The sequence below is a fragment of the Chryseobacterium sp. TQ-BC-N36 genome (assembly GCF_058382295.1).
The window spans coordinates 2623329-2647924 of the sequence record NZ_CM178175.1 but is presented as its reverse complement, the minus strand read 5'-3'; the positions used below and the strand labels follow the sequence as shown (position 1 = coordinate 2647924).

26 protein-coding genes are annotated in these 24596 nt (G+C 37.0%); 18 read left to right on the top strand and 8 right to left on the bottom strand.

Annotated features, from left to right (window positions below; genetic code table 11):
• Positions 1-5: 5 nt before the first annotated feature.
• From AC3FI7_RS11855 to AC3FI7_RS11845, 3 genes are read right to left on the bottom strand one after another with little or no spacing between them, the layout of a single operon-like run.
• Positions 6-404, bottom strand: coding sequence for a putative signal transducing protein (locus AC3FI7_RS11855; protein WP_291899257.1), 399 nt, complete (start codon positions 402-404; stop codon positions 6-8).
• 2 nt (positions 405-406) lie between these two features.
• Positions 407-1171: a 3'-5' exonuclease gene (locus AC3FI7_RS11850; RefSeq protein WP_131435691.1), complete on the bottom strand. Its 765-nt coding sequence runs from the start codon at positions 1169-1171 to the stop codon at positions 407-409.
• A 41-nt stretch (positions 1172-1212) separates the two neighbouring features.
• Positions 1213-1926, bottom strand: coding sequence for a CDP-alcohol phosphatidyltransferase family protein (locus AC3FI7_RS11845; RefSeq protein ID WP_142724964.1), 714 nt, complete (start codon positions 1924-1926; stop codon positions 1213-1215).
• Between the two features lie 89 nt (positions 1927-2015).
• On the opposite strand from AC3FI7_RS11845, the gene AC3FI7_RS11840 reads away from it, so the two are divergent.
• From AC3FI7_RS11840 to AC3FI7_RS11800, 9 genes are all read left to right on the top strand, one after another.
• Positions 2016-3944 (top strand): LTA synthase family protein, encoded by a 1929-nt coding sequence (locus AC3FI7_RS11840; RefSeq protein WP_491462080.1) that lies wholly within the window; start codon positions 2016-2018, stop codon positions 3942-3944.
• Between the two features lie 212 nt (positions 3945-4156).
• Positions 4157-4576: a DUF2147 domain-containing protein gene (locus tag AC3FI7_RS11835; protein ID WP_142724961.1), complete on the top strand. Its 420-nt coding sequence runs from the start codon at positions 4157-4159 to the stop codon at positions 4574-4576.
• Positions 4577-4812: 236 nt separating this feature from the next.
• The gene (locus AC3FI7_RS11830; protein WP_101239556.1) at positions 4813-5793 is read left to right on the top strand and encodes a pyruvate dehydrogenase complex E1 component subunit beta; all 981 of its coding nucleotides are present in this window, start codon (positions 4813-4815) and stop codon (positions 5791-5793) included.
• 114 nt (positions 5794-5907) lie between these two features.
• Positions 5908-7902, top strand: a complete 1995-nt coding sequence (locus AC3FI7_RS11825; protein ID WP_142724959.1) for a KUP/HAK/KT family potassium transporter — start codon at positions 5908-5910, stop codon at positions 7900-7902.
• Between the two features lie 65 nt (positions 7903-7967).
• Positions 7968-8441: a Fur family transcriptional regulator gene (locus AC3FI7_RS11820; protein ID WP_027374694.1), complete on the top strand. Its 474-nt coding sequence runs from the start codon at positions 7968-7970 to the stop codon at positions 8439-8441.
• Positions 8442-8444: 3 nt separating this feature from the next.
• Positions 8445-10184 carry an OstA-like protein gene (locus AC3FI7_RS11815; RefSeq protein WP_343659579.1) on the top strand — a complete coding sequence of 580 codons (1740 nt, stop codon included), beginning with the start codon at positions 8445-8447 and terminating at the stop codon, positions 10182-10184.
• Positions 10185-10279: 95 nt separating this feature from the next.
• Complete coding sequence (locus AC3FI7_RS11810; RefSeq protein ID WP_491462094.1) at positions 10280-11455, top strand: aspartate aminotransferase family protein; 1176 nt, start codon at positions 10280-10282, stop codon at positions 11453-11455.
• Positions 11456-11643: 188 nt separating this feature from the next.
• Positions 11644-12030 carry an START-like domain-containing protein gene (locus tag AC3FI7_RS11805; protein WP_002976884.1) on the top strand — a complete coding sequence of 129 codons (387 nt, stop codon included), beginning with the start codon at positions 11644-11646 and terminating at the stop codon, positions 12028-12030.
• A 78-nt stretch (positions 12031-12108) separates the two neighbouring features.
• Positions 12109-12924: an aminotransferase class IV gene (locus AC3FI7_RS11800; protein ID WP_491462079.1), complete on the top strand. Its 816-nt coding sequence runs from the start codon at positions 12109-12111 to the stop codon at positions 12922-12924.
• Positions 12925-13011: 87 nt separating this feature from the next.
• Here AC3FI7_RS11800 and AC3FI7_RS11795 read toward each other — a convergent pair whose 3' ends face one another.
• Both AC3FI7_RS11795 and AC3FI7_RS11790 read right to left on the bottom strand, forming a co-directional pair.
• Positions 13012-13593, bottom strand: coding sequence for an N-acetylmuramoyl-L-alanine amidase family protein (locus AC3FI7_RS11795; protein WP_142724955.1), 582 nt, complete (start codon positions 13591-13593; stop codon positions 13012-13014).
• A 105-nt stretch (positions 13594-13698) separates the two neighbouring features.
• Complete coding sequence (locus AC3FI7_RS11790; RefSeq protein ID WP_142724954.1) at positions 13699-14247, bottom strand: YqgE/AlgH family protein; 549 nt, start codon at positions 14245-14247, stop codon at positions 13699-13701.
• A 24-nt stretch (positions 14248-14271) separates the two neighbouring features.
• On the opposite strand from AC3FI7_RS11790, the gene pdxH reads away from it, so the two are divergent.
• A complete protein-coding gene (pdxH, locus tag AC3FI7_RS11785; protein ID WP_142724952.1) occupies positions 14272-14913 on the top strand; it encodes a pyridoxamine 5'-phosphate oxidase in 642 nt (213 codons plus the stop codon).
• 439 nt (positions 14914-15352) lie between these two features.
• Here the strand turns inward: pdxH and AC3FI7_RS11780 are convergent, their stop codons facing one another.
• Complete coding sequence (locus tag AC3FI7_RS11780) at positions 15353-15643, bottom strand: HU family DNA-binding protein (protein ID WP_002976900.1); 291 nt, start codon at positions 15641-15643, stop codon at positions 15353-15355.
• 399 nt (positions 15644-16042) lie between these two features.
• Between AC3FI7_RS11780 and panD the strand changes: the two genes are divergently transcribed.
• From panD to AC3FI7_RS11740, 8 genes are all read left to right on the top strand, one after another.
• A complete protein-coding gene (panD, locus tag AC3FI7_RS11775; protein WP_002976902.1) occupies positions 16043-16393 on the top strand; it encodes an aspartate 1-decarboxylase in 351 nt (116 codons plus the stop codon).
• 3 nt (positions 16394-16396) lie between these two features.
• The gene (locus AC3FI7_RS11770) at positions 16397-17425 is read left to right on the top strand and encodes a lysylphosphatidylglycerol synthase transmembrane domain-containing protein (protein ID WP_491462078.1); all 1029 of its coding nucleotides are present in this window, start codon (positions 16397-16399) and stop codon (positions 17423-17425) included.
• Positions 17426-17592: 167 nt separating this feature from the next.
• Complete coding sequence (locus AC3FI7_RS11765) at positions 17593-18168, top strand: TerD family protein (RefSeq protein ID WP_142724950.1); 576 nt, start codon at positions 17593-17595, stop codon at positions 18166-18168.
• A 27-nt stretch (positions 18169-18195) separates the two neighbouring features.
• Complete coding sequence (locus AC3FI7_RS11760) at positions 18196-18873, top strand: TerD family protein (protein ID WP_142724949.1); 678 nt, start codon at positions 18196-18198, stop codon at positions 18871-18873.
• Between the two features lie 84 nt (positions 18874-18957).
• Positions 18958-19596 carry a vWA domain-containing protein gene (locus tag AC3FI7_RS11755; protein WP_142724948.1) on the top strand — a complete coding sequence of 213 codons (639 nt, stop codon included), beginning with the start codon at positions 18958-18960 and terminating at the stop codon, positions 19594-19596.
• A 17-nt stretch (positions 19597-19613) separates the two neighbouring features.
• Positions 19614-20657 carry a TerY-C metal binding domain-containing protein gene (locus tag AC3FI7_RS11750; RefSeq protein WP_142724947.1) on the top strand — a complete coding sequence of 348 codons (1044 nt, stop codon included), beginning with the start codon at positions 19614-19616 and terminating at the stop codon, positions 20655-20657.
• Between the two features lie 50 nt (positions 20658-20707).
• Positions 20708-21934: a PP2C family serine/threonine-protein phosphatase gene (locus AC3FI7_RS11745; protein ID WP_491462077.1), complete on the top strand. Its 1227-nt coding sequence runs from the start codon at positions 20708-20710 to the stop codon at positions 21932-21934.
• A gap of 5 nt (positions 21935-21939) precedes the next feature.
• Positions 21940-23451 (top strand): helix-hairpin-helix domain-containing protein, encoded by a 1512-nt coding sequence (locus AC3FI7_RS11740; protein ID WP_491462076.1) that lies wholly within the window; start codon positions 21940-21942, stop codon positions 23449-23451.
• Positions 23452-23544: 93 nt separating this feature from the next.
• Here the strand turns inward: AC3FI7_RS11740 and AC3FI7_RS11735 are convergent, their stop codons facing one another.
• Both AC3FI7_RS11735 and AC3FI7_RS11730 read right to left on the bottom strand, forming a co-directional pair.
• On the bottom strand, positions 23545-23985 hold the full coding sequence (locus AC3FI7_RS11735) for a GNAT family N-acetyltransferase (RefSeq protein ID WP_142724944.1): 441 nt from the start codon (positions 23983-23985) through the stop codon (positions 23545-23547).
• 15 nt (positions 23986-24000) lie between these two features.
• The gene (locus AC3FI7_RS11730) at positions 24001-24522 is read right to left on the bottom strand and encodes a 3'-5' exonuclease (protein ID WP_491462075.1); all 522 of its coding nucleotides are present in this window, start codon (positions 24520-24522) and stop codon (positions 24001-24003) included.
• Positions 24523-24596: the final 74 nt, after the last annotated feature.

The window sequence follows — 24596 nt, the reverse complement described above, 5'->3', positions numbered from 1 at the left end:
ATTGGCTAATGGGTAAACTCATTCCCGCAATAATAACATTTGAATTTGTGACTCGTCAGAAATGAAATTCCAAAGAAACTGGTGGCACTGTCGTCCCTGTAAATATGATTGGAACCACATTTCGGGCAGACAAAGTCAAATTCAGGATCTTCAATGGTGTGTTCTACTTCCAGCGAATATTGTTCATTGTCTTTGTAATCCTGCAGAATCTGTTGGGCCTTTTCCATATCATCCTCAAATACCTGGAGCTGTATGCCACCTACCGCCTGTGAGAGAAGCCAATCCGACTGGATGAGCTGCTCATTCGCAATGAAACTGTTAATCCCGTTTTCAGCCAGGATCTGTTTGTCCCTGTTAGCTTCAAGGGCAGTTTCATAAAATTTAAAACGAACTAGGTCAGACATATTTAAAATCTGCTTGAGAGTTGAATCTTTGTAAAAATTTTCTTGGTGTACAACGGAAAGTCAGCATTCTGCAGCCATCCGAAATACCCTAAATCTTTTTGAAACACTGCTTTCACACCCTGACCTTTATATTTTCCAAAGTTGAAAACTTCTTCCATTTTCTCGTTATATCCTATAAATCCGGCAAGATCTGCATTTTTATTATGGAACGTAAATTCACTTAGTGGTGCTATCTCATTTGGTATATCGTCATATTTTCCCACCTGCGCATCCAGAACTTCGAATGTTGCCATGACATCAGCTTCTGCAGAGTGTGCATTTTCCAGTGTTTTTCCACAGTAAAACTGATAAGCCGCCCCTAAATTTCTGGGCTCTTTTTTATGGAAAATAGTCTGTGCATCTACCAGTCTGAATTTGCTCAGATCAAAATCCATTCCTACTCTTAAAAGTTCTTCAGCCAAAAGCGGAACATCAAATCTGTTGGAATTAAAACCACCCAGATCACTACCTGATATCATTTCCATAATTTTAGCGGCAATATCCCTGAAAGTAGGAGCGTCTTTTACATCTTCGTCATAGATGCCATGGATTTCACTACATTCCTTAGGAATCGGCATTTCCGGGTTGACGCGCCATGTTTTGCTTTCTCTGGAAGCATCCGGGTTTACCTTTAAGATACAGATTTCAACAATTCTGTCTTTTCCGATGTTGGTCCCTGTGGTTTCCAGGTCAAAAATACAAAGTGGTTTATGGAGTTTTAAATTCATGTTGATGATTAATAATTTGAAATGTGTTCTATTGAAATATGTTATTTTAACTGTCCCTGAAAAATAAGAGACACCAATATATAATAAATAACAAGCATCGGGATTCCTACTACCTGAAATAAAGCCAGAATAATAATTCCCCCTGCCAGTAATACAATTTTAGGGTAGTTATCTTTTAACTGTTTTGATTTGAATTTCATCGCCATCATCTTGATCGGACTGATCAGAAGCCATGATGTAATAAGAGTCAGCAGAACCAATAGCAGTTCATTGTTAAATAAAAAGCTGAAAGTTCCGGTTTCCTTAAAGGCATAATAAAGACCAAAAAGTAAAACGGTATTGGTAGGCGTGTTTAATCCCTTGAAATAATAACGCTGTTCTTCATCAAGATTGAAGATGGCAAGCCTTAGACAGGAAAATACAGTAACAATAATCCCGATGTATTTGATGTCAAATGGAAAGTGAATCCCAAGAAGTTCAGTTCCAAAAGGTTCAAGTGCTTTATACATTGTAAGGCCCGGAATCACTCCAAAGCTCACCATATCGGCAAGAGAATCAAGCTGAAGCCCAAGGTTGGAGTTTGATTTTAAAGCCCTGGCCACAAAGCCGTCAAAAAAATCGAAAATCGAAGAGAGAATAAGGCAGATTGCTGTTGTCTGATAATCTCCTAAAATAAGATGTATTGCACCTACACACCCCGCAAATAAATTCGCCAGGGTTAAGGCATTGGCCAGATTATTCTTTATAAAATCCATAAGCACAAAATTACAGTTTTTAAAAATTCTAACTCAAAATAATCTGAACTAAAAAATGCATTAAAGTGATTTTGATGTAAATTTGCCCCATGAAATTTTTAAAAGGATTTAGAAAACAGGAAGCTCTGGTATTGGTATACAGGATTTTTCTGGCCTATGTTTTTTATCAGATTGCCAGGCTTTTATTCTGGTATTTTAATAAAGATCTTATTAAAGTTGATTCCGTTTCAGAATATATAAAGCTGGCCTTTCATGGTACTGCTTTTGATACCACCGCTATTCTGTACGTCAATGCGTTATTTATACTTCTTAGTTTATTACCTTTGGTAATCAATACGAAGAACGTTTTTCAAAAAATACTTTTCTGGCTCTATTTTATCACCAATGGTATTGCCTATGCGATGAACTTCGGGGATTTTATTTATTATAAATTTTCCCAGGCGAGACTTACTTCAGCGGTATTTCAGGTAGCAGAGCATGAGTCTAACGTTTATAAAACGCTGATGATTTCTGTTGGGCAGCATCCTTTTGTGCTGATCTGGTATGTAGTGCTGATGATTCTTTGGGTTTTCCTTTATAAAAAAGTAAAAGTAGAGGAGCTGAAACCTGCCAAGCTGCTTCCCTATTTTCTGACTTCCATTCTGACTTTATGTATTACTGCTGTATTGGTGGTGGGGGGAATCAGAGGAGATTTTAAACATAGTACAAGGCCTATCAATATGGTGGATGCTACGCGGTTTGTAACAAATCCACTGCAGGGAAATATGGTGCTGAACAGTACATTCTCATTTTTCAGAACTTTAAATACCAATAATTTTAAGGAAGTTCATTTTGTGAGTGAAAAAGACATCGAAGAGTATGTACAGCCTTATAAAGTGTATGACAGAAAAGTAAAAAACCGTCCCAATATTGTTATTTTCATTGTAGAATCTTTCAGCAGAGAATATTCCGGTGCTTTTAATAAAGACAAAAATATCAAAGATTATGTTTCTTACACCCCGTTTATGGACAGTTTGGCTGGTCAGAGTCTTATTTTTCCCAATACTTTTGCAAACGGAAGACAGTCTATTCATGGGATGAGCAGTGTTTTGGCCGGAATTCCCAGTCTTACTGACGCATTTACGGGATCTCCATATTCCAATCAGAAAATTCAGTCTATTGTTTCTGTATGTAATGATCTGGGATATGATACCTCCTTTTATCATGGGGCACCCAACGGTTCAATGGGATTCCTTGGATTTGGAAATATTTTAGGATTTAAACATTATTTCGGAAAAACAGAATATAACCATGATGAAGATTTTGATGGCATGTGGGCGATTTGGGATGAACCTTTCCTGCAGTATTTTGCTAAAAATGTAGGAAAAAAACAACCTTTTATGACCACTGTATTTACCGCTTCATCACATCACCCTTTTAAAATTCCGGAAAAATATAACGGGAAATTTAAAAAAGGGAAGATAGAAATGCATGAACCCATCCAGTATACTGATTTCGCCATCAAAAAATATTTTGAAACTGCCAAAAAGCAGCCTTGGTTCAATAATACCATCTTTGTTTTTACAGGAGATCATACCAATCAGGTATATTATCCGGAGTATGAGAGAGCCATGAACCGTTATGCCGTTCCATTGATTTTTTATTCTCCAAATCCTGAATACCAGCTTAAAGGAGTCAGTCAGGAAATTGCACAGCAGGCAGATATATATCCTACCCTGGCAGATCTTATCGGATATGATAAACCCATCAGAAGCTGGGGAAGAAGTCTGGTGAGTGATAAGAAGTATCCTTTTATTGTTGTGAACTCAGACGGAAGCACGGAGCAGTTCATGATCGGAAATTATATTTACCGTTTTGATGGAAAAGAATTCATAGGCGTGTATGACAAATCTGATCTGGGTCTTGAAAAAAATCTGATCAATGAAGTTAAAAATCCTGAAGTAGAACAGGGGAAGAAAACCGCAAAGGCCTGGTATCAGGATTATATGGATAGGGTGATTAACAGGAAGCTGTATTAGAGTGAAATGGTGAAAAGGTAAAACAGCAAAAACGTATAATTGCAAAAACATAAACGGACTGATTGAAATTTAGCTTTTTTGCCTTTTAACGATTTTACTTTTTTATCCTCTTTATGCTTTGTATAATAAAAGTTTTTGTTTGTTGAAAATTAATTTATACTTTTATAAAATACGTAGACAAGAATATTGTATCAATTAAAACTATAAGAAATATGAAAAAAATATTGTTAACATTCGCGCTTTCTTTATTTAGTATGCTAACGTTTGCGCAGATAGAAGGAAAGTGGAAAACAATAGATGATGAAACAAAACAGGCAAAATCTATTGTAGAGATATTCAAGAAATCAGACGGAAAATATTATGGAAAAGTTTCCCAGCTATTGATCAAACCGGCTGAACCTAACTGTACTTCTTGTAAGGATGACAGAAAAGGAAAACCGATTTTGGGTCTTGAAATTATCAGAGGATTGAAAAAGGATGGTGATGAGTTTACCGGAGGTACCATTACTGATCCTAAAACAGGAAAAACGTACAAATGTACCATTACAAGAAGCGGAGATAAACTGAATGTAAGAGGTTACTTAGGATTATCTTTATTAGGAAGAACTCAGGTTTGGGAGAAATCTAATTAATTCAGGTTTATATAAAATTTAAAACGGCATTTCAGCAATGAAATGCCGTTTTTTTGTGAATGAAAATGTTGTGTAAAATTTTCGGAACCTGGAAAAACCATAAGTTCTAAGTAGAAAGAAGGAAAATTCATTTTAAATACAGTTAATATTATAACTTCTCATTGAAATGAGATGGCTTTTTATGATGTGTATCATAAAAAAACACTATTTTTGTAGTCTAAATTTTTCAAGAAAATATGGCAGAATATACTTTTCGTGAGGTAATTGCGCAGGCAATGAGCGAGGAAATGCGTAAAGACGAGTCCATCTACCTGATGGGAGAGGAAGTTGCAGAATATAATGGTGCATATAAAGCTTCAAAAGGAATGCTGGATGAATTTGGTCCGAAAAGAGTAATTGATACACCAATTGCAGAGCTTGGATTTGCAGGGATCTCTGTAGGAGCTGCAATGAACGGTAACAGACCTATCGTAGAATTTATGACATTCAATTTCTCCTTGGTAGGAATTGATCAGATTATCAATAACGCTGCAAAAATCCGCCAAATGAGTGGTGGACAGTGGAACTGTCCAATCGTTTTCCGCGGCCCTACTGCTTCTGCAGGACAATTGGGAGCTACCCATTCCCAGGCTTTTGAAAGCTGGTATGCTAACTGCCCGGGACTGAAAGTAGTAGTACCTTCAAACCCTTATGATGCAAAAGGATTGCTGAAAACCGCGATTCAGGATAATGATCCGGTGATCTTCATGGAATCTGAGCAGATGTATGGTGATAAAATGGAAATTCCTGAAGAGGAATACTATCTGCCAATAGGAAAAGCAGATATCAAGAGAGAAGGTAAGGATGTAACTCTGGTTTCTTTCGGTAAAATCATGAAGTTGGCTATCCAGGCTGCTGAAGATATGGAAAAAGAAGGAATTTCTGTAGAGGTTATTGACCTTAGAACAGTTCGTCCTTTAGATTTCGATACTATTTTGGAATCTGTGAAGAAAACAAACAGACTGGTTATTTTGGAAGAAGCGTGGCCGTTTGGTTCTGTATCTTCAGAAATTACTTATATGGTACAGCAAAAAGCATTTGATTATTTAGATGCTCCTATCAAGAGAATTACTACTCCTGATGCACCTGCACCTTACTCTGCAGCATTGTTTGCAGAATGGTTCCCTAAACTTGAAAAAGTAAAAGAGGAAATCAAAAAAGCGATGTACGTAAAATAGTTATAGAAAAAAACTTCCGAAAGGAAGTTTTTTCATTTATTATATTCATGAAGAAAAATTCTTGACGTCATAAAATTAGTATAAATTTGCGCCTTTAAAATAAATTAAGCTGATATGGCAGAAGTTACAGAAGATGGTTACCACTTCGATCTAAAGAAACTTTCTTTTATAGGAGTTTTAGTGTCTCTAGGAATTGTTTTTGGAGATATTGGTACCTCTCCGCTTTACGTAATGAAAGCAATTGTGAATGCGAGATCTCAGGGGAGCAATATGCCTTTCAATGAATACATAGAAGGAGCTCTCTCCTGTATTATCTGGACCCTTACTTTGCAGACCACAATAAAATATGTGATTATTGCTCTGAGGGCAGATAACAAAGGTGAAGGAGGTATTCTTGCCCTGTTTTCACTGGTAAGAAACCTTAAGAAAGGATGGCTGTATCTCATTGCGATTATTGGGGCTGCAGCCCTTATTGCAGACGGTGTAATTACTCCATCACTGACGGTAATGTCAGCTATTGAAGGTCTTGAAATTTATAACCCACATACACCGGTGGTTCCTATTACCATCGGAATTCTGATTGCTATTTTTGTGGTACAGCAGTTTGGAACCAGCTTTATCGGAAAGTTTTTCGGTCCTGTAATGGTAGTTTGGTTCTTAGTATTGGGAGGTCTTGGAGTAATGCATTTAAGCGAGAATTTTGAGATTTTAAGATCATTCAATCCTTATTACGCATATAAACTGATTGTCAACTCACCAAGTGCAATTGTTATCTTAGGGGCTGTTTTCCTTTGTACAACCGGAGCAGAAGCACTGTATTCAGATTTGGGTCACTGTGGGGCTAAAAATATCAGAGTAAGCTGGGCATTTGTTAAGATCATGCTTATTCTAAATTATCTTGGACAGGGAGCATGGCTTTTGACTAATTATAACAAACCCGGATTCTCTGTTGTTAATCCGTTCTTCGGAATTATGGAAGAATGGATGATCATCCCGGGAGTAATTTTAGCCACAGCCGCTGCTATTATTGCCAGCCAGGCATTGATTACAGGTTCTTTTACCATATTCTCAGAAGCAATGTCCCTTAACTTATGGCCGAATCAGAAAATTGATTATCCTTCAGGGGTTAAAGGACAAATGTATATCCCAAGAATCAACTGGGGACTTCTTATCCTGTGTATCATTGTCGTTCTGCATTTCAAAGAATCTGGGAAAATGGAAGCCGCTTACGGTCTTTCCATTACCGTAACCATGCTGATGACAACAGTGCTGTTGGTATTCTGGCTGCTGAAACATAGAGTAAGCAAAGTTTTGATTTTGTTTTTCGCATTAGTCTATATGGCTATCGAATTAGGATTCTTCAGTGCGAACATCATCAAATTCATGGAGGGAGGATGGATTACCGTTGTATTGGCGGGTTCTATCGGAGTTTCTATGTATGCATGGTATAACGGAAGATTAATAAAAACAAGATTTATCCAGTTTGTCAAAATAGAAAAATATGTGTCTATTCTTAAAGACATGAAACTGGATGAAACCATTCCGAAATATGCCACAAACCTGGCTTATCTGAGCAGAGCAAAAAGAAACGATGAAGTGGAATCAAAGATTATTTATTCCATCATCAAAAAACAGCCAAAAAGAGCCGACCATTATTTCATCCTGAGCATCGTAAACCAGGAAGATCCATACACGTTCAGATATACCGTAGACGAAATTCTTCCGGGAACAGTATATAAAATCAATTTCCTCTTAGGGTTTAAAGTAGACCGTAGAATCAACGATTATTTCAATATGGTATTGAAGGATTTAATGGCAGACGGAACCATTCCTTCCAGAAGCAGTCATCCTTCTTTAAGAGCCCATGATATACCGCCGGATCTTAAATATGTAATCATAGATAACACCTATATCAACGATATTCTTTTAACTGTTAAACAGAAGATTGTTCTTAACATTTACAACTTTGTGAAGTATATCGGAAGTGATGACTTTAAGGCTTGGGGAGTATCTTCTCATAATGTTGAGGTAGAATCTGCACCGATTACAGAATTAACAGTTTATGATAATAAGATCGAGCAGTCCGGCTATTTCCGTCACAACTCTTAATCCTTTAGTATTTACCATAATATCTATTTAAATAAAATTCAATAAATTTGTAGATAATTTTTTTAATGGATACAGTACAAAAAGAAAAAAATATAGCTTTGATCAAGGATGTGTTGAGAAACTACTTATTAGAAAAAGGGTTTAGAAACACTCCTGAAAGATATACGATATTGGAAGAGATTTATAATATGGATCATCACTTCAACGTTGATGATCTGTATCTTCTGATGATGCAGAAAAAATATCATGTTTCCAAAGCAACGATTTACAACACTATTGAAATTTTCCTTGATGCGGGATTGATCCGTAAGCATCAGTTTGGAGAAAAGACATTGACCTCTTCATCTTATGAAAAATCTTATTTTGATAAACAGCATGACCACCTGGTGATCTACAAAAAAGATTCTGATAAAGAAATTGAAGAAATTATTGAATTCTGTGACCCAAGAATTCAAGGAATCAAAGAAGCCATTGAAGAAGCATTTGGCGTAAAAATTGATTCTCATTCGCTGTATTTCTATGGCACTAAGAATGACTAATTAATGAGAATAGCTTTTTTTCTGTTACTCTTTATTTCTACGCTAAGCTTTGCGCAGGATAAAACCCCTGTGAAGCGAGATCCTTATTTGCAGGCTCCTTCACCCACTCAGCCTAAACAGGTGAGACCTGAAGATAAAGTAAAGATCATCCATGCGGACGAGATCAAGAAAAACCCTGAAAAATACGATGGGAATCAATATTTTACCGGAAATGTTCAGATTGAACATCAGGGCTCCATTCTTACAGCAGATGAAGTTGTTCTGTATAATGAGGAAAATTTTGTAAAAGCAATAGGCAATACAAGACTTCAAAACACAGACGGTTCTGTAATTACTGCAGGAGAAATGGAATATGATGCCAATACCCAAAAAGGTGTTGCCAGGAAAAATGTAGTTCTTACCGATCCCAAACAAACCATAAAAACAGACATTCTGTATTATGACAGATTAGCCAATCAGGCTTATTTCAATACAGGAGGGACGATTTCTGACGGCCAGAATGTAACCTATGCCAAGGTAGGAACTTATTTCCTTAATACAAGAGTCGTAGACCTTACCGGAAATGTAAAAATTGAAACCCCTCAGTATACAATAGAAGGGCCTAATATTAAGCAGAATCAAAATACGAAAATTGCTGATTTTATAGGTCCTACAACTATTACCAGCAAAACCAATCCAAGAAATAGAATCTATACTGAAAAGGGGACTTATAAAATGGATACCAAGGAGGCTTATTTAACCAAAAACTCCAGGATCTTTTATAATGAGAAAATCCTTACCGGGGATGATATGTATTATAATCAGATTTCAGGATTCGGTAAAGCAACAGGAAATGTAACCCTTGATGATCCTAAGGAAAGGAGATATATAAAAGGAGGTTACGGAGAAATTTTCGAGAAGAAAGACTCTGCCATGATGACGAAAAGTCCTTATGCTGTAAAAGTAATGGAGAAAGACTCTATTTATTTTGCAGCTGAAAAAATCATCTCTTACCAAAGACCGGATTCCCTGGATGTCAAAGTGAAGAAAAGCTACCTGAGAGCCTTTAAAAAAGCCCGTATTTATAAATCCAATGCACAGGGAAGAGCAGATTCTATTGCTTTCAATGAAACGGACGGAATTATGCACATGTATACCAACCCTATTCTTTGGAGTGGTGAAAAACAGGTAACGGGAGATAAAGTGGAAGCTTACTTCAATACCCAGACAGAAGATATTGATTCTTTAAAAGTAATCGGAAATGCCTTTGCCATCAGTAAAGTAGACTCTCTGAATCTTAAAGATGAGTTCAATCAGGTCAAAGGAAAATTCATGACGGTATACTATGAAAAGAATGCCATTAAAGAAGCAAGAGTAGTAGGAAACGCCCAATCTATCGTCTATGTGGATGATACTGATCAGGAAACCAAAAAGCCGGAAAGAATAGGGATTACGCTTTCCACCTGCGGAATTATCGGAGCATTGTTTGAAGAAAGGGCATTACAGATTATTTCATGCAGTATCGGAGCGGCTTCAGATACCTATCCCATGAGTATGATAGAACCTTCAAAAAGGAAATTCCCGGATTTTAACTGGAATACGAAAGACAGGATCAGAAAATGGCAGGATATCCTCGTAGATAGTCCCAACAACGAAGAAATACAATATACAGCTGATAATGAGCTCTTCGATAAAGCCCAGAAAGCCATTGATGATGAAAGAGCAAAAGAAGAAGCTAAAAAACCTAAACGAACAAGAAAATAATAAAATGACCAGTATTCGCTGGTCTTTTTTATGGATTAATTTTAACCTTTAATGAATCTTTTATAGCTTTGCTGAAATTTTTGGAGACAATGGAAATGCATAAAGATTTTTTTATATATCAGGCTCAAACCACAAAATTTGCGGCAGGTTTTGAAGTTGAAAAAGCAGAAGGAAGCTATATTTATGGTACAGACGGAAAAAAATACCTTGACTTTGTAGCAGGAGTTTCTGCCAATACGCTGGGGCATTCACATCCTAAGATCGTAAATGCAATCAAAGAACAGGCAGATAAATATCTTCACGTAATGGTATATGGCGAATACGCGCAGGAAAAACCTGTTGCCCTATGCAGGCTGCTTGCAGAAGCCACTCCGGAGCCTTTAGAAGTTACCTATCTTGTAAACAGCGGCGCAGAAGCTATTGACGGAAGTTTAAAGCTGGCAAAAAGATATACAGGAAGAGAGGAAATTGTTTCCTTTAAAAATTCCTATCATGGAAATACCCATGGTGCCTTAAGTGTTTCAGGAAATGAGACCCACAAAAGAGAATTCCGTCCCTTACTGCCGATGGTTTCTTTTATCGAATTTAATAACGATGAAGATCTTGATAAAATCACGGAGAAAACTGCATGTGTAATCCTGGAAACCATTCAGGGTGCTGCAGGATTTTTAGTTCCTGCCCAGGACTATCTGATCAGATTGAAAAGAAGATGTGAAGAAGTAGGAGCACTTCTGATTCTGGATGAAATACAACCAGGATTTGGAAGAACAGGAAAATTATTTTCTTTTGAACATTTTGGAATCGTTCCGGATATTCTGGTAATGGGTAAAGGAATGGGAGGAGGAGTTCCTGTAGGTGCTTTTATGAGTTCCAGAGAAATTATGGAAACCCTTTCACATTCACCAAAGCTTGGACACATCACTACTTTTGGAGGAAATCCGTTAATTGCGGCAGCAAGTTATGCTACCTTAAAAGAAGTTCTGGATAGTGGCCTTATGGATGAGGTGGATGAAAAAGAAAAGCTGTTCAGAGAACTTTTGGTTCATCCTAAAATCAAAAATATAAATGGTAAAGGATTGATGCTGGCTGTAAATCTAGGAACTCCTGAATATACGCTGGAAGTAGCCAAAAAATGTATGGAAAGAGGGCTTATTGTTTTCTGGCAGCTGTACAGAAATGAATACCTGAGAATCTCTCCGCCGCTCACCTTATCAATGGATGAAATCAGAGAAGGATGTCAGATTATCCTGGATATATTAAATGAAAATTAAAGCATAAACCTCTCCAGAAAGGAGAGTTTTTTTTATGTTTAGCATGGCAGTTTTAAGCCTTAAAACTTAGTCTGATAAAGATTTGAATCCGGTGATAAATATCATACAGATTCTTTAAAAAAGTATTTGTTTTTTTGCGTAATAAAAAAATTAATTTATATATTGCGGGACGATAAAACAAAGATTATATGGCGAAACATAAAGTCCATTACGAATTTCCAATGCACTGTTTATCAGAGATTTTATATGAATATCTGGCGACTGCAGAGGGATTGTCTGAATGGTTTGCGGATGAGGTAACAGAGAAAGGCGATGATTTCTTTTTTAGCTGGGGCGGAGGGCCTGCTGAGAAGGCCACTTTGATCAGATATAAGCCTGAAGGTTTCGTGCGTTTCAGATGGGAAGAAGATGAAGGAACTAAAAACTTCTTTGAAATGACTATCGTTATAGATGATATTACAGAAGATCTCTCTCTTAATATTACAGACTTCTGTGAAGATGGTGATGAAGATGAAAACGCAATGTATTGGGAGAATCTTATTGAAAACCTCAGAATAAAATTAGGTGCAGCTTAATACTGTACTATATTAAATGATAAAACTGATGAACGATTTATCGTTCATTATTTTTTTGTAAATAAATCATATCAAAAATTGGAAAATCAATATTTTACATCAGACGGGTTAAATGTAAAGAACAGAGCATTTCTGTGGGGTGACTCAGTAAAGGTTTCTTTCTTTGTAAGAAATGGTAGTTTGATCATGGACGAAGAATGCTATTTTTTCCTGATGGCTTCCATGAGAAAGATGAGAATGAATATTCCTTTAACGTACACGCTGGAGTTTTTTCAGACACTTTTTCATAAAGATATTATTGAAGGTAAAGGAGTGAAAAACGGAATTGTCAATTTTCAGGTATTCAGGAATAATGATGGTATTACTTTGGCAAAATCCTCTGTCTCTTACTTTTATGAAGTAACAGAAATGGAGGATGTGCTGGCTGTTCATCGAAGGCCTCTGGAACTGGATATGATCAAAGAAATTAACGTTAATAACAACCTTTTGAGCAATATCAGGGTTCACTGTCCGGAAAATATCTACGGGGAGATCTATGCTCAGGAAAACGATCTTGACGATGTAATTCTCCTTAATCCGAATAAAAGAATTGCACGTACCACTACAGGAAATCTTCTTTTTTTGGAAGGTAATGTTATCAAAATACCAAGACAGACCGAAGGTGCTTACATTTCTCCTTTAATGGAAAATTTTGTTACTTTCTTACATAAAAATAATCTTGCTGATATCCAGGAACATGAGATTATTGCCTTTGAATCGCAGAAGGCCGAGGAGATTTTAATGATTTCTGAAGAGAAAGGTATATTTTCTGTATGTAAAATAAGAAATAAGACTTTTGAAACCGCCCGTTTCTCAGAATTGGTAGCAAGCTGGAAGTCCGATTTTAATCAATAAAAAAATTGACAAACCCGGTAAACAACAAAGTTCCAGAAGTCCTTTACCGGGTTTTATTCTGAGTAAATCAGAAATTGTTTTTTTTATTTAATACTCGTTGATAATTTCAACGAATTTCTGTGCAATTTCTTTCTGCCCTTTTTCACTGGTAATATAATTCCTGTTATCAGAATTATTGATGAACCCAAGTTCTACCAATACAGCAGGTGCTTTGGTTTCTCTTAGTATATGAAGATTGCGCTCTTCAATTTTACGGGCGTTGAATTTCTTGTAAATTTTCCCGGCCAATTCTTTTGAAACATCAGAATTCTGAACATAGACTTCAAATCCGTTGTCTGATCTTTCTTTTTGTGGAGAGTTGTTAACATGGAGGGAAATAACCATTTCAGGATTCAGCTTATTGATCTGCTCTGTTCTTTCAGATAGGGTAGGATAGCTGTCCGAATCCCTTGTTAGAATAACCTCATATTTATCCTGGTTTTCATTGATCTTCTGGATTTCCTTAGCAACGCTTAATGAAATATTTTTTTCCAGCACTTCACCATACGTTGCCCCAAAATCATTTCCGCCATGCCCGGCATCTATGACAATGTATTTTTTATTGGTAGGAGTAAATGATAAAAACGCTGTAGAAAATATTGATAAAGCAAGTAATGTAATACCTTTCATATCAGTGATTTTAGTTTTTTCAAAGAACGGAAAAACTTTCTTTAAAATTGGTTAAAAGAATCTTAAAGTTTGTTAATTGTCAATTTGATACGAAAAATATACTTTTTAATTGAGTGAAATGTCTTCAGGTGAATTGGCCCAAAGGAGAAATTCTCCTCCAAGATTCTGCATGATAGATTTCCAGAGTGTCTGATCGTTGGGAAGCGTATAATCCAGATTGTAAACATCCACTACCGTCCACATTTTTCTCTGCACTTCAGTATCCAGCTGGTTAGGAGACCATCCGGAATATCCTGAAAATATTTTAATATGTTCAATATTGAGTTCACCACTCAGCACAGCATTAATGATACGCTCTATATCTTCTGTAAGATAGTATTCATCAGTAATATCTGTATAGATTTCCGTGACTCTTTTGCCTTTTACAATGAAAAAAACTTTATCATTTTCTACAGGACCTCCATCATATACTTCAATTTTAAAGTCAAAGAAATCTTTGAATTTGCTACTCATCTGGCTGTTCTTTTTATTCAATATCAAACCAAATGCACCACTTTCATTGTGTTCAATAACCAATACTACCGATCTTGAAAAAATATCGCCGGAAATGTCAGGTGTCGAGATTAATATTTTACCTTTGTATGAGTGATTCATACTCAAATTTAATAAAAAAAAATTATGGAAAACCTGCACGACAAAAGAAAAGTGTATGAGAAATCCCAACTTATTGAAAGTGAGATCAAACAAAATCCAATAGAGCAGTTCAGAGACTGGTTTTTGGACGCAAATGAGAATCCGATGATCTCAGAAGCTAATGCTATGGCGGTTTCTACAGTGGAAGAAGATGGATGTCCGAGAACAAGAATGGTCCTTCTTAAAGCCTATACTCATGAAGGATTTATTTTTTATACCAATTACAGCAGCAGAAAAGGAAAAGCAATAGAAAACAACCATAAGGCCTGCCTGCATTTTTTCTGGCCTAATCTGGAACGCCAGATTATCATTAAAGCGGATCTTGAGAAAGTGGCTGAAAATCTGAGTGACGGGTATTTTCATTCGAGACCGAAAGGAAGCCAGCTGGGAGCTGTTGTATCTCCGCAGAGCCAGGTGATTCCCAACAGGGAATTTCTGGAAGATAAGTTAAGAGAGCTTGAAAAAGAATATGAAAATACGGAAGTTCCAAGACCTGCCCATTGGGGAGGGTATCTTGCAAGACCTTATGAAATAGAATTCTGGCAGGGAAGACCAAATCGTCTTCATGACAGGATTATTTATCAGCTTGAAGATCTTGACTGGAAAATTTCAAGATTGGCGCCGTAACGGAAAAATTACGAATTGCCAATGATATCTCAATAGAAGCGGGTTTTAATCCGCTTATTTTTATGGTGCATAATGATAGAGGCTTCAGCCAAAACTTATTAAGTTTGAACAGAATAATGACAACATTTGTCATATTAGATTACCTTTTAAGTTTTGGCTAAAGCCGTGGGAATTGATATTTATTTTTAAACGGGCTAAAGCCCGTTCCTATTGAATAATGTCTTTTTCAAATGTAATAGATTCTTTTTATGGCTAAATTTATCAATAGAGGCGGGTTTTAACCCGCTTATTTTTATGGTGCATGATCTAAAGGCTTCAGCCAAAACTTAATACTTCTAAACCCCTTAAAACTTCTTAATGGTTTAATTCTCTATCATCATTTAAAATAAAAAAAGGCTGTTTCTTAGAAACAGCCCTTGAATTTTTGTAATCTGAATGATTATTTTTTCTTAGCACCTGAAACTGCGTTTGATAAATCAGCTCCAGCTTTGAATTTAGCAACTTTTTTAGCAGCGATCTTGATCGGTTTTTTAGTTGCAGGGTTAATACCTTGTCTAGCTGCTCTCTCAGCTACTGAGAAAGTACCGAAACCTACTAGAGAAACTTTTCCGTCTTTTTTCTTTAAAGTAGTAGTTACGTTACCAATGAAAGATTCTAGAGCAGCTTTAGCTGCAACTTTAGTGATACCTGCATCTTTTGCGATTGCGTCGATTAATTCAGACTTGTTCATAATTTTTAATATTAAAGTTAGTTCGTAATTATAGCAAATATAGTACTATTTTCTAATTGTGCAATTTTTTTATTAAAACTTGTACAATTTTTTTGCTTTTCAGTGAAATCAGTTAAAATATGATAATTCTAATTTTCACAGAAAATCTACGTTACGGGTTACTAAAATCATGCCAAATGCTTATGTTTATTGACTTTAGCAAAAAGTAGATATTATTTCCTCTATTTATTAAATCCTAAATTTTGTATAAACAATTAATATTTTTAACCATATGATTATTAAATCTATAAGTAATTATTATAATCCTTGTGTTTTGTAAAATTAAACCCCTGTGTTTGTGGGAGTTTTTTAATGAGAGTAAAGACCCGATTTATTAATTTTTATTAATAAATTTGCAACATGTTAATAGAAGTTTTCAAGTCCAAAATCCATAGGGTGAGAGTAACTGCCTCTGACCTTAATTATATAGGGAGTATAACGATAGATGAAGATCTTATAGAAGCTGCCGGCCTGGTAGTAGGAGAGAGGGTCTATATCGTCAATGTGAATAACGGAGAACGTTTTGATACGTATGTGATCAAAGGGAAAAGAAAATCTGGAGAAGTATGTCTGAACGGGCCTGCTGCGAGAAAAGTACAGAAAGATGATATCATTATCATTATTGCTTATGCACAGATGACACCTGAGGAAGCAAAAGATTTCCAGCCAAAAATTGTTTTCCCGGACGAAAAAACAAACCTTCTTACGTAGTACATGGAGAAAATATCAAAAAGTCCAGTAAAAACAATAATTACAATAGTAATATCGCTTGCTTTTGCAGGCTTTTTTTTATGGCTTGCTTTAAGAGGGCTTGATTTTAAAACTATTCAGAAATCTCTGGCAAAAGCCAATTATCTTTGGGTGCTGTTGGCTTCCGTATTTGGGCTTCTTGCCTATGGGTTCAGAGCGATCCGCTGGAATCTGATGCTGGAACCTTTGGGGTACAGGATTTCGAATTCCAATGCGTTGTGGTCAATATCTTTCGGTTATCTGATGAATCTTACGATCCCTAGAAGCGGTGAAGTGGCAAGAGCTACTGCTTTGTATGGAGTAGAGAAGGTGCCTGTAGACAAATCTTTTGGAACTATTATTCTGGAAAGGGTAGTAGATCTTATCTGTATGCTTGGTTTCTTAGGACTGACTTTACTGTTTAAATATGAGGCTATTCTGTCATTCTATAAAAATTCAGGAATCAATATGAACCCCAACAAGATCATGCTAGCTCTGTCAATTCTGATTGTAGGGACAGTTCTGTTTTTTGTATTTAAAAAGAAGCTTTCAGGAATTCCGTTTTTAGGAAAAGTGGTCGGTTTTATCGATGGTATTTTTCAGGGACTCACATCAATATTTAAATTAAAAGAAAAAGGAAAGTTCATCCTTTATACATTAGGAATCTGGATTTGCTATTATCTGGCTGCTTATCTTGTATGTTTTGCTCTTCCTGAAACATCTGCATTTACCTTCGCAGACGGTTTTTTTATTATCGTAGTAGGAACATTGGGAATGATTATTCCTGCCAGTGGGGGGATCGGAGCCTATAATCTTGCTATGAAATACGGTTTTATGGCACTCTTTATCTCTGTGGGGAAAAGTGCTGATTTCGGAGGTGAAATGGGACTTACTTATTCCTTTATTTCTTTACCGCTGCAAATTGTAATTATGTTGGTCATGGGCTTGATTTCTATTCCTATGCTGGCAAAAGCAAGAAATGTGGCTGTTGCAGATAAAAACTTTGAAAATTAAGGCTCAACACAATTTTTTATACTATACAAGGTTCAATTTTTAATTGGACCTTTTTTATATAATGTGGCTTAAATGGGCTGTATGGAATATTTTTTAATAAATAAATTTGGTTAATTCGTAAATCAAATCTATCTTAATGCAAAAAATAATTCATAATATAAGACACTATGGCAATTAATCTACAGAAAGGGCAAAAGATTGAAATAGGATTGACGAAAATGACTATTGGACTAGGCTGGGATCCCAATGAAGGAACCGGCTATGATTTTGACCTGGATGCTTCTGCAATCATGATTGATTCTGACAGAAAATTAGTAAGCGAAGAATATTTTGTTTTTTACAATAATCTGAAATCTCCGGATGGTGCCCTTACTCATACAGGTGACGACCCCAATGGTAAAAACAGTGATGGTGATGATGACGAAGCAATCGTTATAGATCTTGATAAAGTAGATTCAAGAGTGGAAGAGATTCTTTTCGTGGTAACCATAGAAGACTTTGAAAGAAGAAGACAGAATTTCGGGCAGGTAAGAAACTCTTACATCAGAGTTGTGGATAACCATTCAAACCAGGAAATAGCAAAATATGAACTGGATGAAGATTTTTCTATCGAAACGGGAGTGGAATTCGGAAGACTTTACAAAAGAAACGGAAGCTGGAAGTTTGAAGCCTCAGGAATAGGATACAGAGCAGACCTTGGCTTCTTCCTTGAAAAGTACTATAAGGGACAGATTATCAAATAACATCATCAAATACACAAAACGATAACTATGGCAATTAATTTACAGAAAGGACAAACGATAGATTTAAGAAAGAATGACCGCGGTGAAAGCGTTTATGATCTTTCAAAAGTGACCATCGGTTTAGGATGGGATGTAAGAAAGCAAGGGGGAGGATTCTTCGGTAAACTGTTCAGTAAAGAAGCTGAATACGATCTTGATGCAGTAGCTTTTCTTTTAGATGGAAATGGTAAAGTGGCTAATCTGGGAAGAACAGTACAGACCAACGATGGAAGACAAATGGGGCTTTACCAGGGAGATGTGGTTTTTTTTAATTCTATGCAGCATCCCAGCGGGAATGTATGGCTTACAGGAGACAACAGAACCGGAGCAGGTGATGGGGATGATGAGCAGATCATTGTAAGACTGGATCAATTGGATCAGAGTTATCAGAAAATTGTATTTCTTGTTACTATTTATCAGGGAAGAACCAATAACCAGCATTTCGGAATGATAGAAAATGCATTTATCCGGGCGGTAGATGCTACAGGAAAGGAAATTACCAAATACAGTCTCTCCGGTGATTCAAGCATGAATGGAATGTGTGCAATGGTTTTTGCAGAGGCATACCGTCACAACGGAGACTGGAAATTCCGCGCAGTAGGAGAGCCGCATCATACAGATAATTTTATAGATATTCTGAGACAGCAGTACGCTTATTCTAACTAGATTTTCAATTTTTCAACTTACATAAAAGCCGGCTAGGAAGTCTCCGACTCTCTCCGCCGGCTTCAGAATTAATACTTGTCTATAATGAGCAGGAGATTATTAGCTTATTTTTTATTAGATACTTCGGGGTCTATGAACGGAGAGCCTATTCAGGCACTGAACAATGGTTTCAATGGCCTTATCAGTATGCTTCGCGCAGACCCGCAGGCGATGGACAGCTTACATTTAAGTGTCATTACCTTTGATAGAGAGGTTAAGAATATTATACCCTTAACAGATCTGGCAAGTTTTTATCCAATGGAAATTACCTGCCCGGATAGTGGGCCTACCCACACAGGAGCAGCTTTGGAAATGGTTGCTGAATTGGTGCAGAAAGACCTTGTAAAAGAATCTGCTGATACAAAAGGAGACTGGCAGCCTCTGCTTTTTATATTTACAGATGGTAAACCGTCGGATATTCAGAAATACAGACAGATGATCCCGGTGATCAGAGGACTGGAATTTGGGGCTATCGTAGGATGTGCAGCAGGTCCGAAAGCAGACGAACAGTTTTTGAAGGAACTGACGGATCATGTGGTAAAGCTTGATACTACCGATGCTATTACCCTTTCTTCCTTTTTCAGATGGGTGAGTTCTTCCATTACACAAGGGGGGCAGTCTCATAATACAGGAGAAAACATCACATTACCTCCGCCGCCATCGGAACTTAATATTATTATTTAAAAAATTGTCTTTACAGCATGAGAAGACTGCCTATTTATTTTTTAGTGGACATCTCCGAATCTATGGTAGGAGAACCTATTGAGCAGGTACAGGAAGGTATCGCCAATATCATCAGAGAATTAAAAAAAGATCCGTATTCACTGGAAACCGTTTATATTTCGGTGATAGGTTTTGCGGGAGAAGCAGAAGTAATTACTCCGCTTCAGGACATTATCAGCTTTTATCCGCCTAAAATTCCGATAGGGAGCGGTACATCACTTTCACAGGGCTTAATTAAGGTAATGGACTGTATAGACAGGGATATTATCAAAACCACTTATGAAAGAAAAGGTGATTGGAAACCTATTGTTTTCCTTTTTACAGATGGAGTGCCCACTGATGATGCCACCAAAGCCATTGAAAGATGGAATACCAAATACAATGGCAAATCCAATACGATCGCTGTATCTATAGGAGAAAATACCAATTATAAACTTCTCGGTTCTCTGGCAGAGAATGTTTTACTGTTCAATAATTCCGATGAGAATTCTTATAAAGAATTTTTCAAATGGGTTACAGATTCTATTAAAACTACCAGCCAGAGTGTAACAGAAGCAAAAAAAGAAGGAATCAATCTGTCTAAAATTGATGCTCAGATTCTGGAGAAAGTAGATCCTGAAATGCAACAGAGATTTCCGGATAATAATTTTGTTGTCCTGAACGGGAAATGTCAGGAAACGGAAAAACTTTACCTGATGAAGTTTAAAAAGACATTTGCAGAATCCAGCATTCCGGGAATGGCTACAAGATATTACAGATTGGATGGTGCCTATAAAATTGACGAAAAAGCGTATTACAGGCTTTCTTCAAATCAGAAAACCCAACTTAAAATTAATATAGAAGAGCTGGATGGGGGCACTTCATGTCCTCACTGTGCCAATCCTATTGCATTGGCTACCTGCTCCTGCGGAGGGATTCACTGTTTAAGAGGAGAAGGATACAGTAAATGCCCATGGTGTGGAACTTCGGATTACTACGGATATTCCGGAGGAGGATTTGATATTAACAGAACTCTGGGCTGATGATGGGTAAATTTTTTCGGAAATCAGATGCTGAATCTAAACCAAAGACGATGGAACAAGCTCTTATCCATAAAGAAAAGGAGGAATTCAAAGATGCTCATTGGGTATTAAAGAATGCCAGTGCAAAGCAGTTCTATGAATTTCATCTTGACATGGAAGATTTTCCGAACATAAAAATTCAGAATATCAATGGTCTTGAAGAAACAGGACTTCGTTTTGAAAATAATATAATTTCGGGAATTCCGGTAATCAATAATATGTATCATCTGGAAGTTCAGTTTTATCATACTCATGATCAGAAGCAGGCTGAAACAAAGAAAATACAGCTGTTTGTAAACGCGGACCCGAAAGACCTGTGGAAAAATATTCCAAGCGATAAAAATGCTGCTTTTTATAAATCTGAAGAAGATGCATTCAAAGGCTCATTTTCAGACAGAAAAATTGTGGTAGCTTCCAAAAGAGGGCGATCTCATGCCCATGAAGGGAAATTTCGGGAAGATGATTTTGCCGTGCATACACTTCCTTCAGATTGGAATATTGTTTCTGTTTCAGATGGAGCGGGCTCGGCTGCAATGGCAAGGGAAGGTTCAAGACTGGCAACGGTAACGATCAATGAATTTTTCAGCTCACAGGAGACTGTCAACAAGATTGAAGAGTATATCAACCATTTGTATGCAGTTCAGGCTTCTGATGAAAATCAATCGGAAGCTGAGCAGAATATCAAAAATATTTTATCAGAAAGTGTTTTACATGTTTATCAAAGGTTGGAAAAAGTGGCATCAGAAAATGCTCTGTCTGTAAGTGATCTGCATGCCACGCTGATTTTTACTTTACTTAAAAAGTTTAGTTTCGGGTATGTAATCCTTAGTTTTGGAGTAGGAGATTGCCCGATTAATCTTATCAATCCTGATTTTTCTGAAGTGAAACTTTTGAATCTGATGGATGTAGGTGAATTTGGCGGTGGTACCCGCTTTATTACGATGAAAGAAATTTTCAATGATCAAATAGCTTCCCGCTTCAGAATTACCTGTATAGAAGATTTTGCCTATCTTGTATTGATGACCGATGGTATTTATGATGCTAAGTTTGCAACAGAAAATAAACTGGAAGATACCGATAGCTGGAAAACGTTTTTTGAAGACCTGGCCGGAAATAATGATGACCGTACAAAAACAGACTTTATCAATGATGAAAAAATTGATGAAGAACTTTTAATCTGGAGCGATTTCTGGAGCAGAGGAAATCATGATGACCGTACATTGGCAATAATCTATTAAGACCCATGAAAAAGACCATTAAGGTTGTTTCTGTCCTGGATACAGCCAAATCTTATGAATATGTAGATGAAACCCCCATCCGGGGGGGGATGAAAGATGTTTATTTTTCGCCTGATAAAGACTATGTAGTCGCTTTCTACCGGAATCCGCTGGATGAAGGACAAAAAGAAAGGATCATGAGAATTGTTTCTATCTACCTGCAGAGTATACAGAACGGAAATGCTTCCGAATACTTTTTGAACGAAATATTCCGATGGCCTTACGATATTGTTGAAAAAAATAAACTTACAGGAATTGTGGTTCCTGTTTATCACCATAAATTTTATTTTGCCAAAGGATATATCGGTTCGGATAATATCCAGGGACAGGATAAAGTGGGGAAGTGGTTTACTGCTCCTATGTTCAGAAATCAACAGTATCCCCTGAGACTGGACCAGTCGGAACTGGGAGATTGGCTGAGCTATTTTCAGATCGCGATCAATATCAGCAGAGGAGTAAAAAAGCTGCATCAGATGGGGCTGGCACACTCAGATTTATCCTATAATAATATTCTGGTAGATCCCGTTACAAAATCTGCCTGTATTATTGATATTGACGGTCTTGTTGTTCCCAAATTGTTTCCGCCGGAAGTAATAGGAACTGCAGATTTTATCGCCCCTGAAGTTTTAAAGACAAAACACTTAAGCCTTCAGGACCCAGGCCGGCATTTGCCTAATCAAAAAACAGATCTGCATGCCCTTGCAGTGTTGATTTATATGTATCTGCTGAGAAGACATCCTCTCCGTGGAGGCAAAATCTGGGATCTGGATTCTGAAAAAGATGAAATCATCTCAATGGGAGAGAAAGCATTATTTGTAGAACATCCAAAAGACCCTTCCAATCAGGTAAAAGCGGATCATCTCAGAAAATGGGATGCTTTCTGGGGAGATCCTCAGAAAATTCCTTATACGGTTACGGGTCCTTATATTTCGGAATTGTTCCGGAAAACATTTATAGAAGGATTGCATGACCCGATCAGACGTCCTACAGCCAATGAATGGGAAACCGCTTTACTGAAAACGGTAGACCTGATCCAGCCTTGCCATAATTCCGGCTGTACTGAAAAGTGGTATGTCTTTGACAATACCAGCAATCCGAAATGCCCGTTCTGCGGGACACCTCATCAGGGAACATTACCGGTTCTGGATCTGTATTTTAAATTTGATGATGAGGTTTGGAAACCGGAAAATCACAGATTGATGGTCTATCATAATCAGTATCTGTTCAAATGGCATGTTTCCAGAAAGATTATAAGAAACGAAAATCTGACCATGCAGGATAAAATGCCTGTAGGCTATTTCACCTTCCACCAGGGAAAATGGGTATTGGTAAACCAAAGCTTATCCGGAATGAAAGATATCACAGAGCAGAAAGAAATTCCGCCAGGTTCTATGGCAGAACTCACAGATGGTAAAAAAATATTACTTTCCGCAGAAGAAGGGGGGAGACTGATCTATGTGACCATAGCCAATCAATAAGCTGTTATTATATTAATAGAAACGGACTTTAGCCCGTTTAATCAAAGGAAAAATCAACGGCTTTAGTCAAAAACTTAAATATGCAATTTTCAATTATTGCCTTTCAGTTTCCATAAAATAAGAATGCTTGTCTTCTCCTACAATTTTAAAGCCCAGGCTGCTGTAAAGATGCTGTGCCTTATTGGTTTTTAAGACACTTAATGATACCGTTTTTCCTGCTAATGAAGCTTCCTCCAGGATATCAGACAAAATCCTTTTTCCAAGCCCTTTACCTTGCTGGCCGGGATCAATCTGAAGCTGCAGGACTTCAATGTTGGTAAATGTTCTGTCTATTTTTAACAGTCCTATGGGGTGATTGTCTAAAAGAATAATGTGGGCTTTATCAAACTCATGAAGAACTCTTTGCAGGGTTGTTTCCCTGTCAGTAGAAAGTCCGGAAGTTTCATAGTGGGGATTCATGGTTTTCATTCTGAGAGCCAAAAGAAAATCAAGATCCGTTTCATCAGCTTTTTTGTAACGCAGGTCAGGAATCATAGTTAAAAAGTGTTTTTATTTTAATGCAATTTTCAGTCCCATTTCTTCTTTCATATACAGCAAAACCTCAGCATTTCCTCTGGCATCATCTAATGGATTATGGGTGTGTTCAGTCTTGCGAAGATGTTTCCATTGGGCAAAAGTATCCTTTTCCAATCCGCAGTAAAGATCAGAAAGCCTTCTGGATGAAAAGCCAAAAGGGTTTCGTCTGATAAAATGATGAAAATACCAGCAGATGAACATCCAGTCGAAACCATTATTATCACTGATAAAAATAGGTCTGCCTTTGGAATTCGTTTTAATCCATTCTTCGAAGGCAAGCATTACTTTTTCAGGATCATCGAAACTCATCGTTTCTTCTCTGCTGAACCCAGAAACTGCTAAGGCCTCCGGATTGAATTGTTCAGAAATCGGTTTCAGTTTTCCATAAAAGGTAGTGTCCAGCTCTTCATTGACGAGTACTGCGCCGAAACAGACCATTGAAAAATCACCCGGAATCGGTCCGTCCGATTCTATATCAACCATGATGTAGCTCATTGGAAATAGTTTTTAACATGACGAAGATATTGAAATAAGCTGAAGAATGGAAGGGGAAAAAAGGAAGCTGGAAG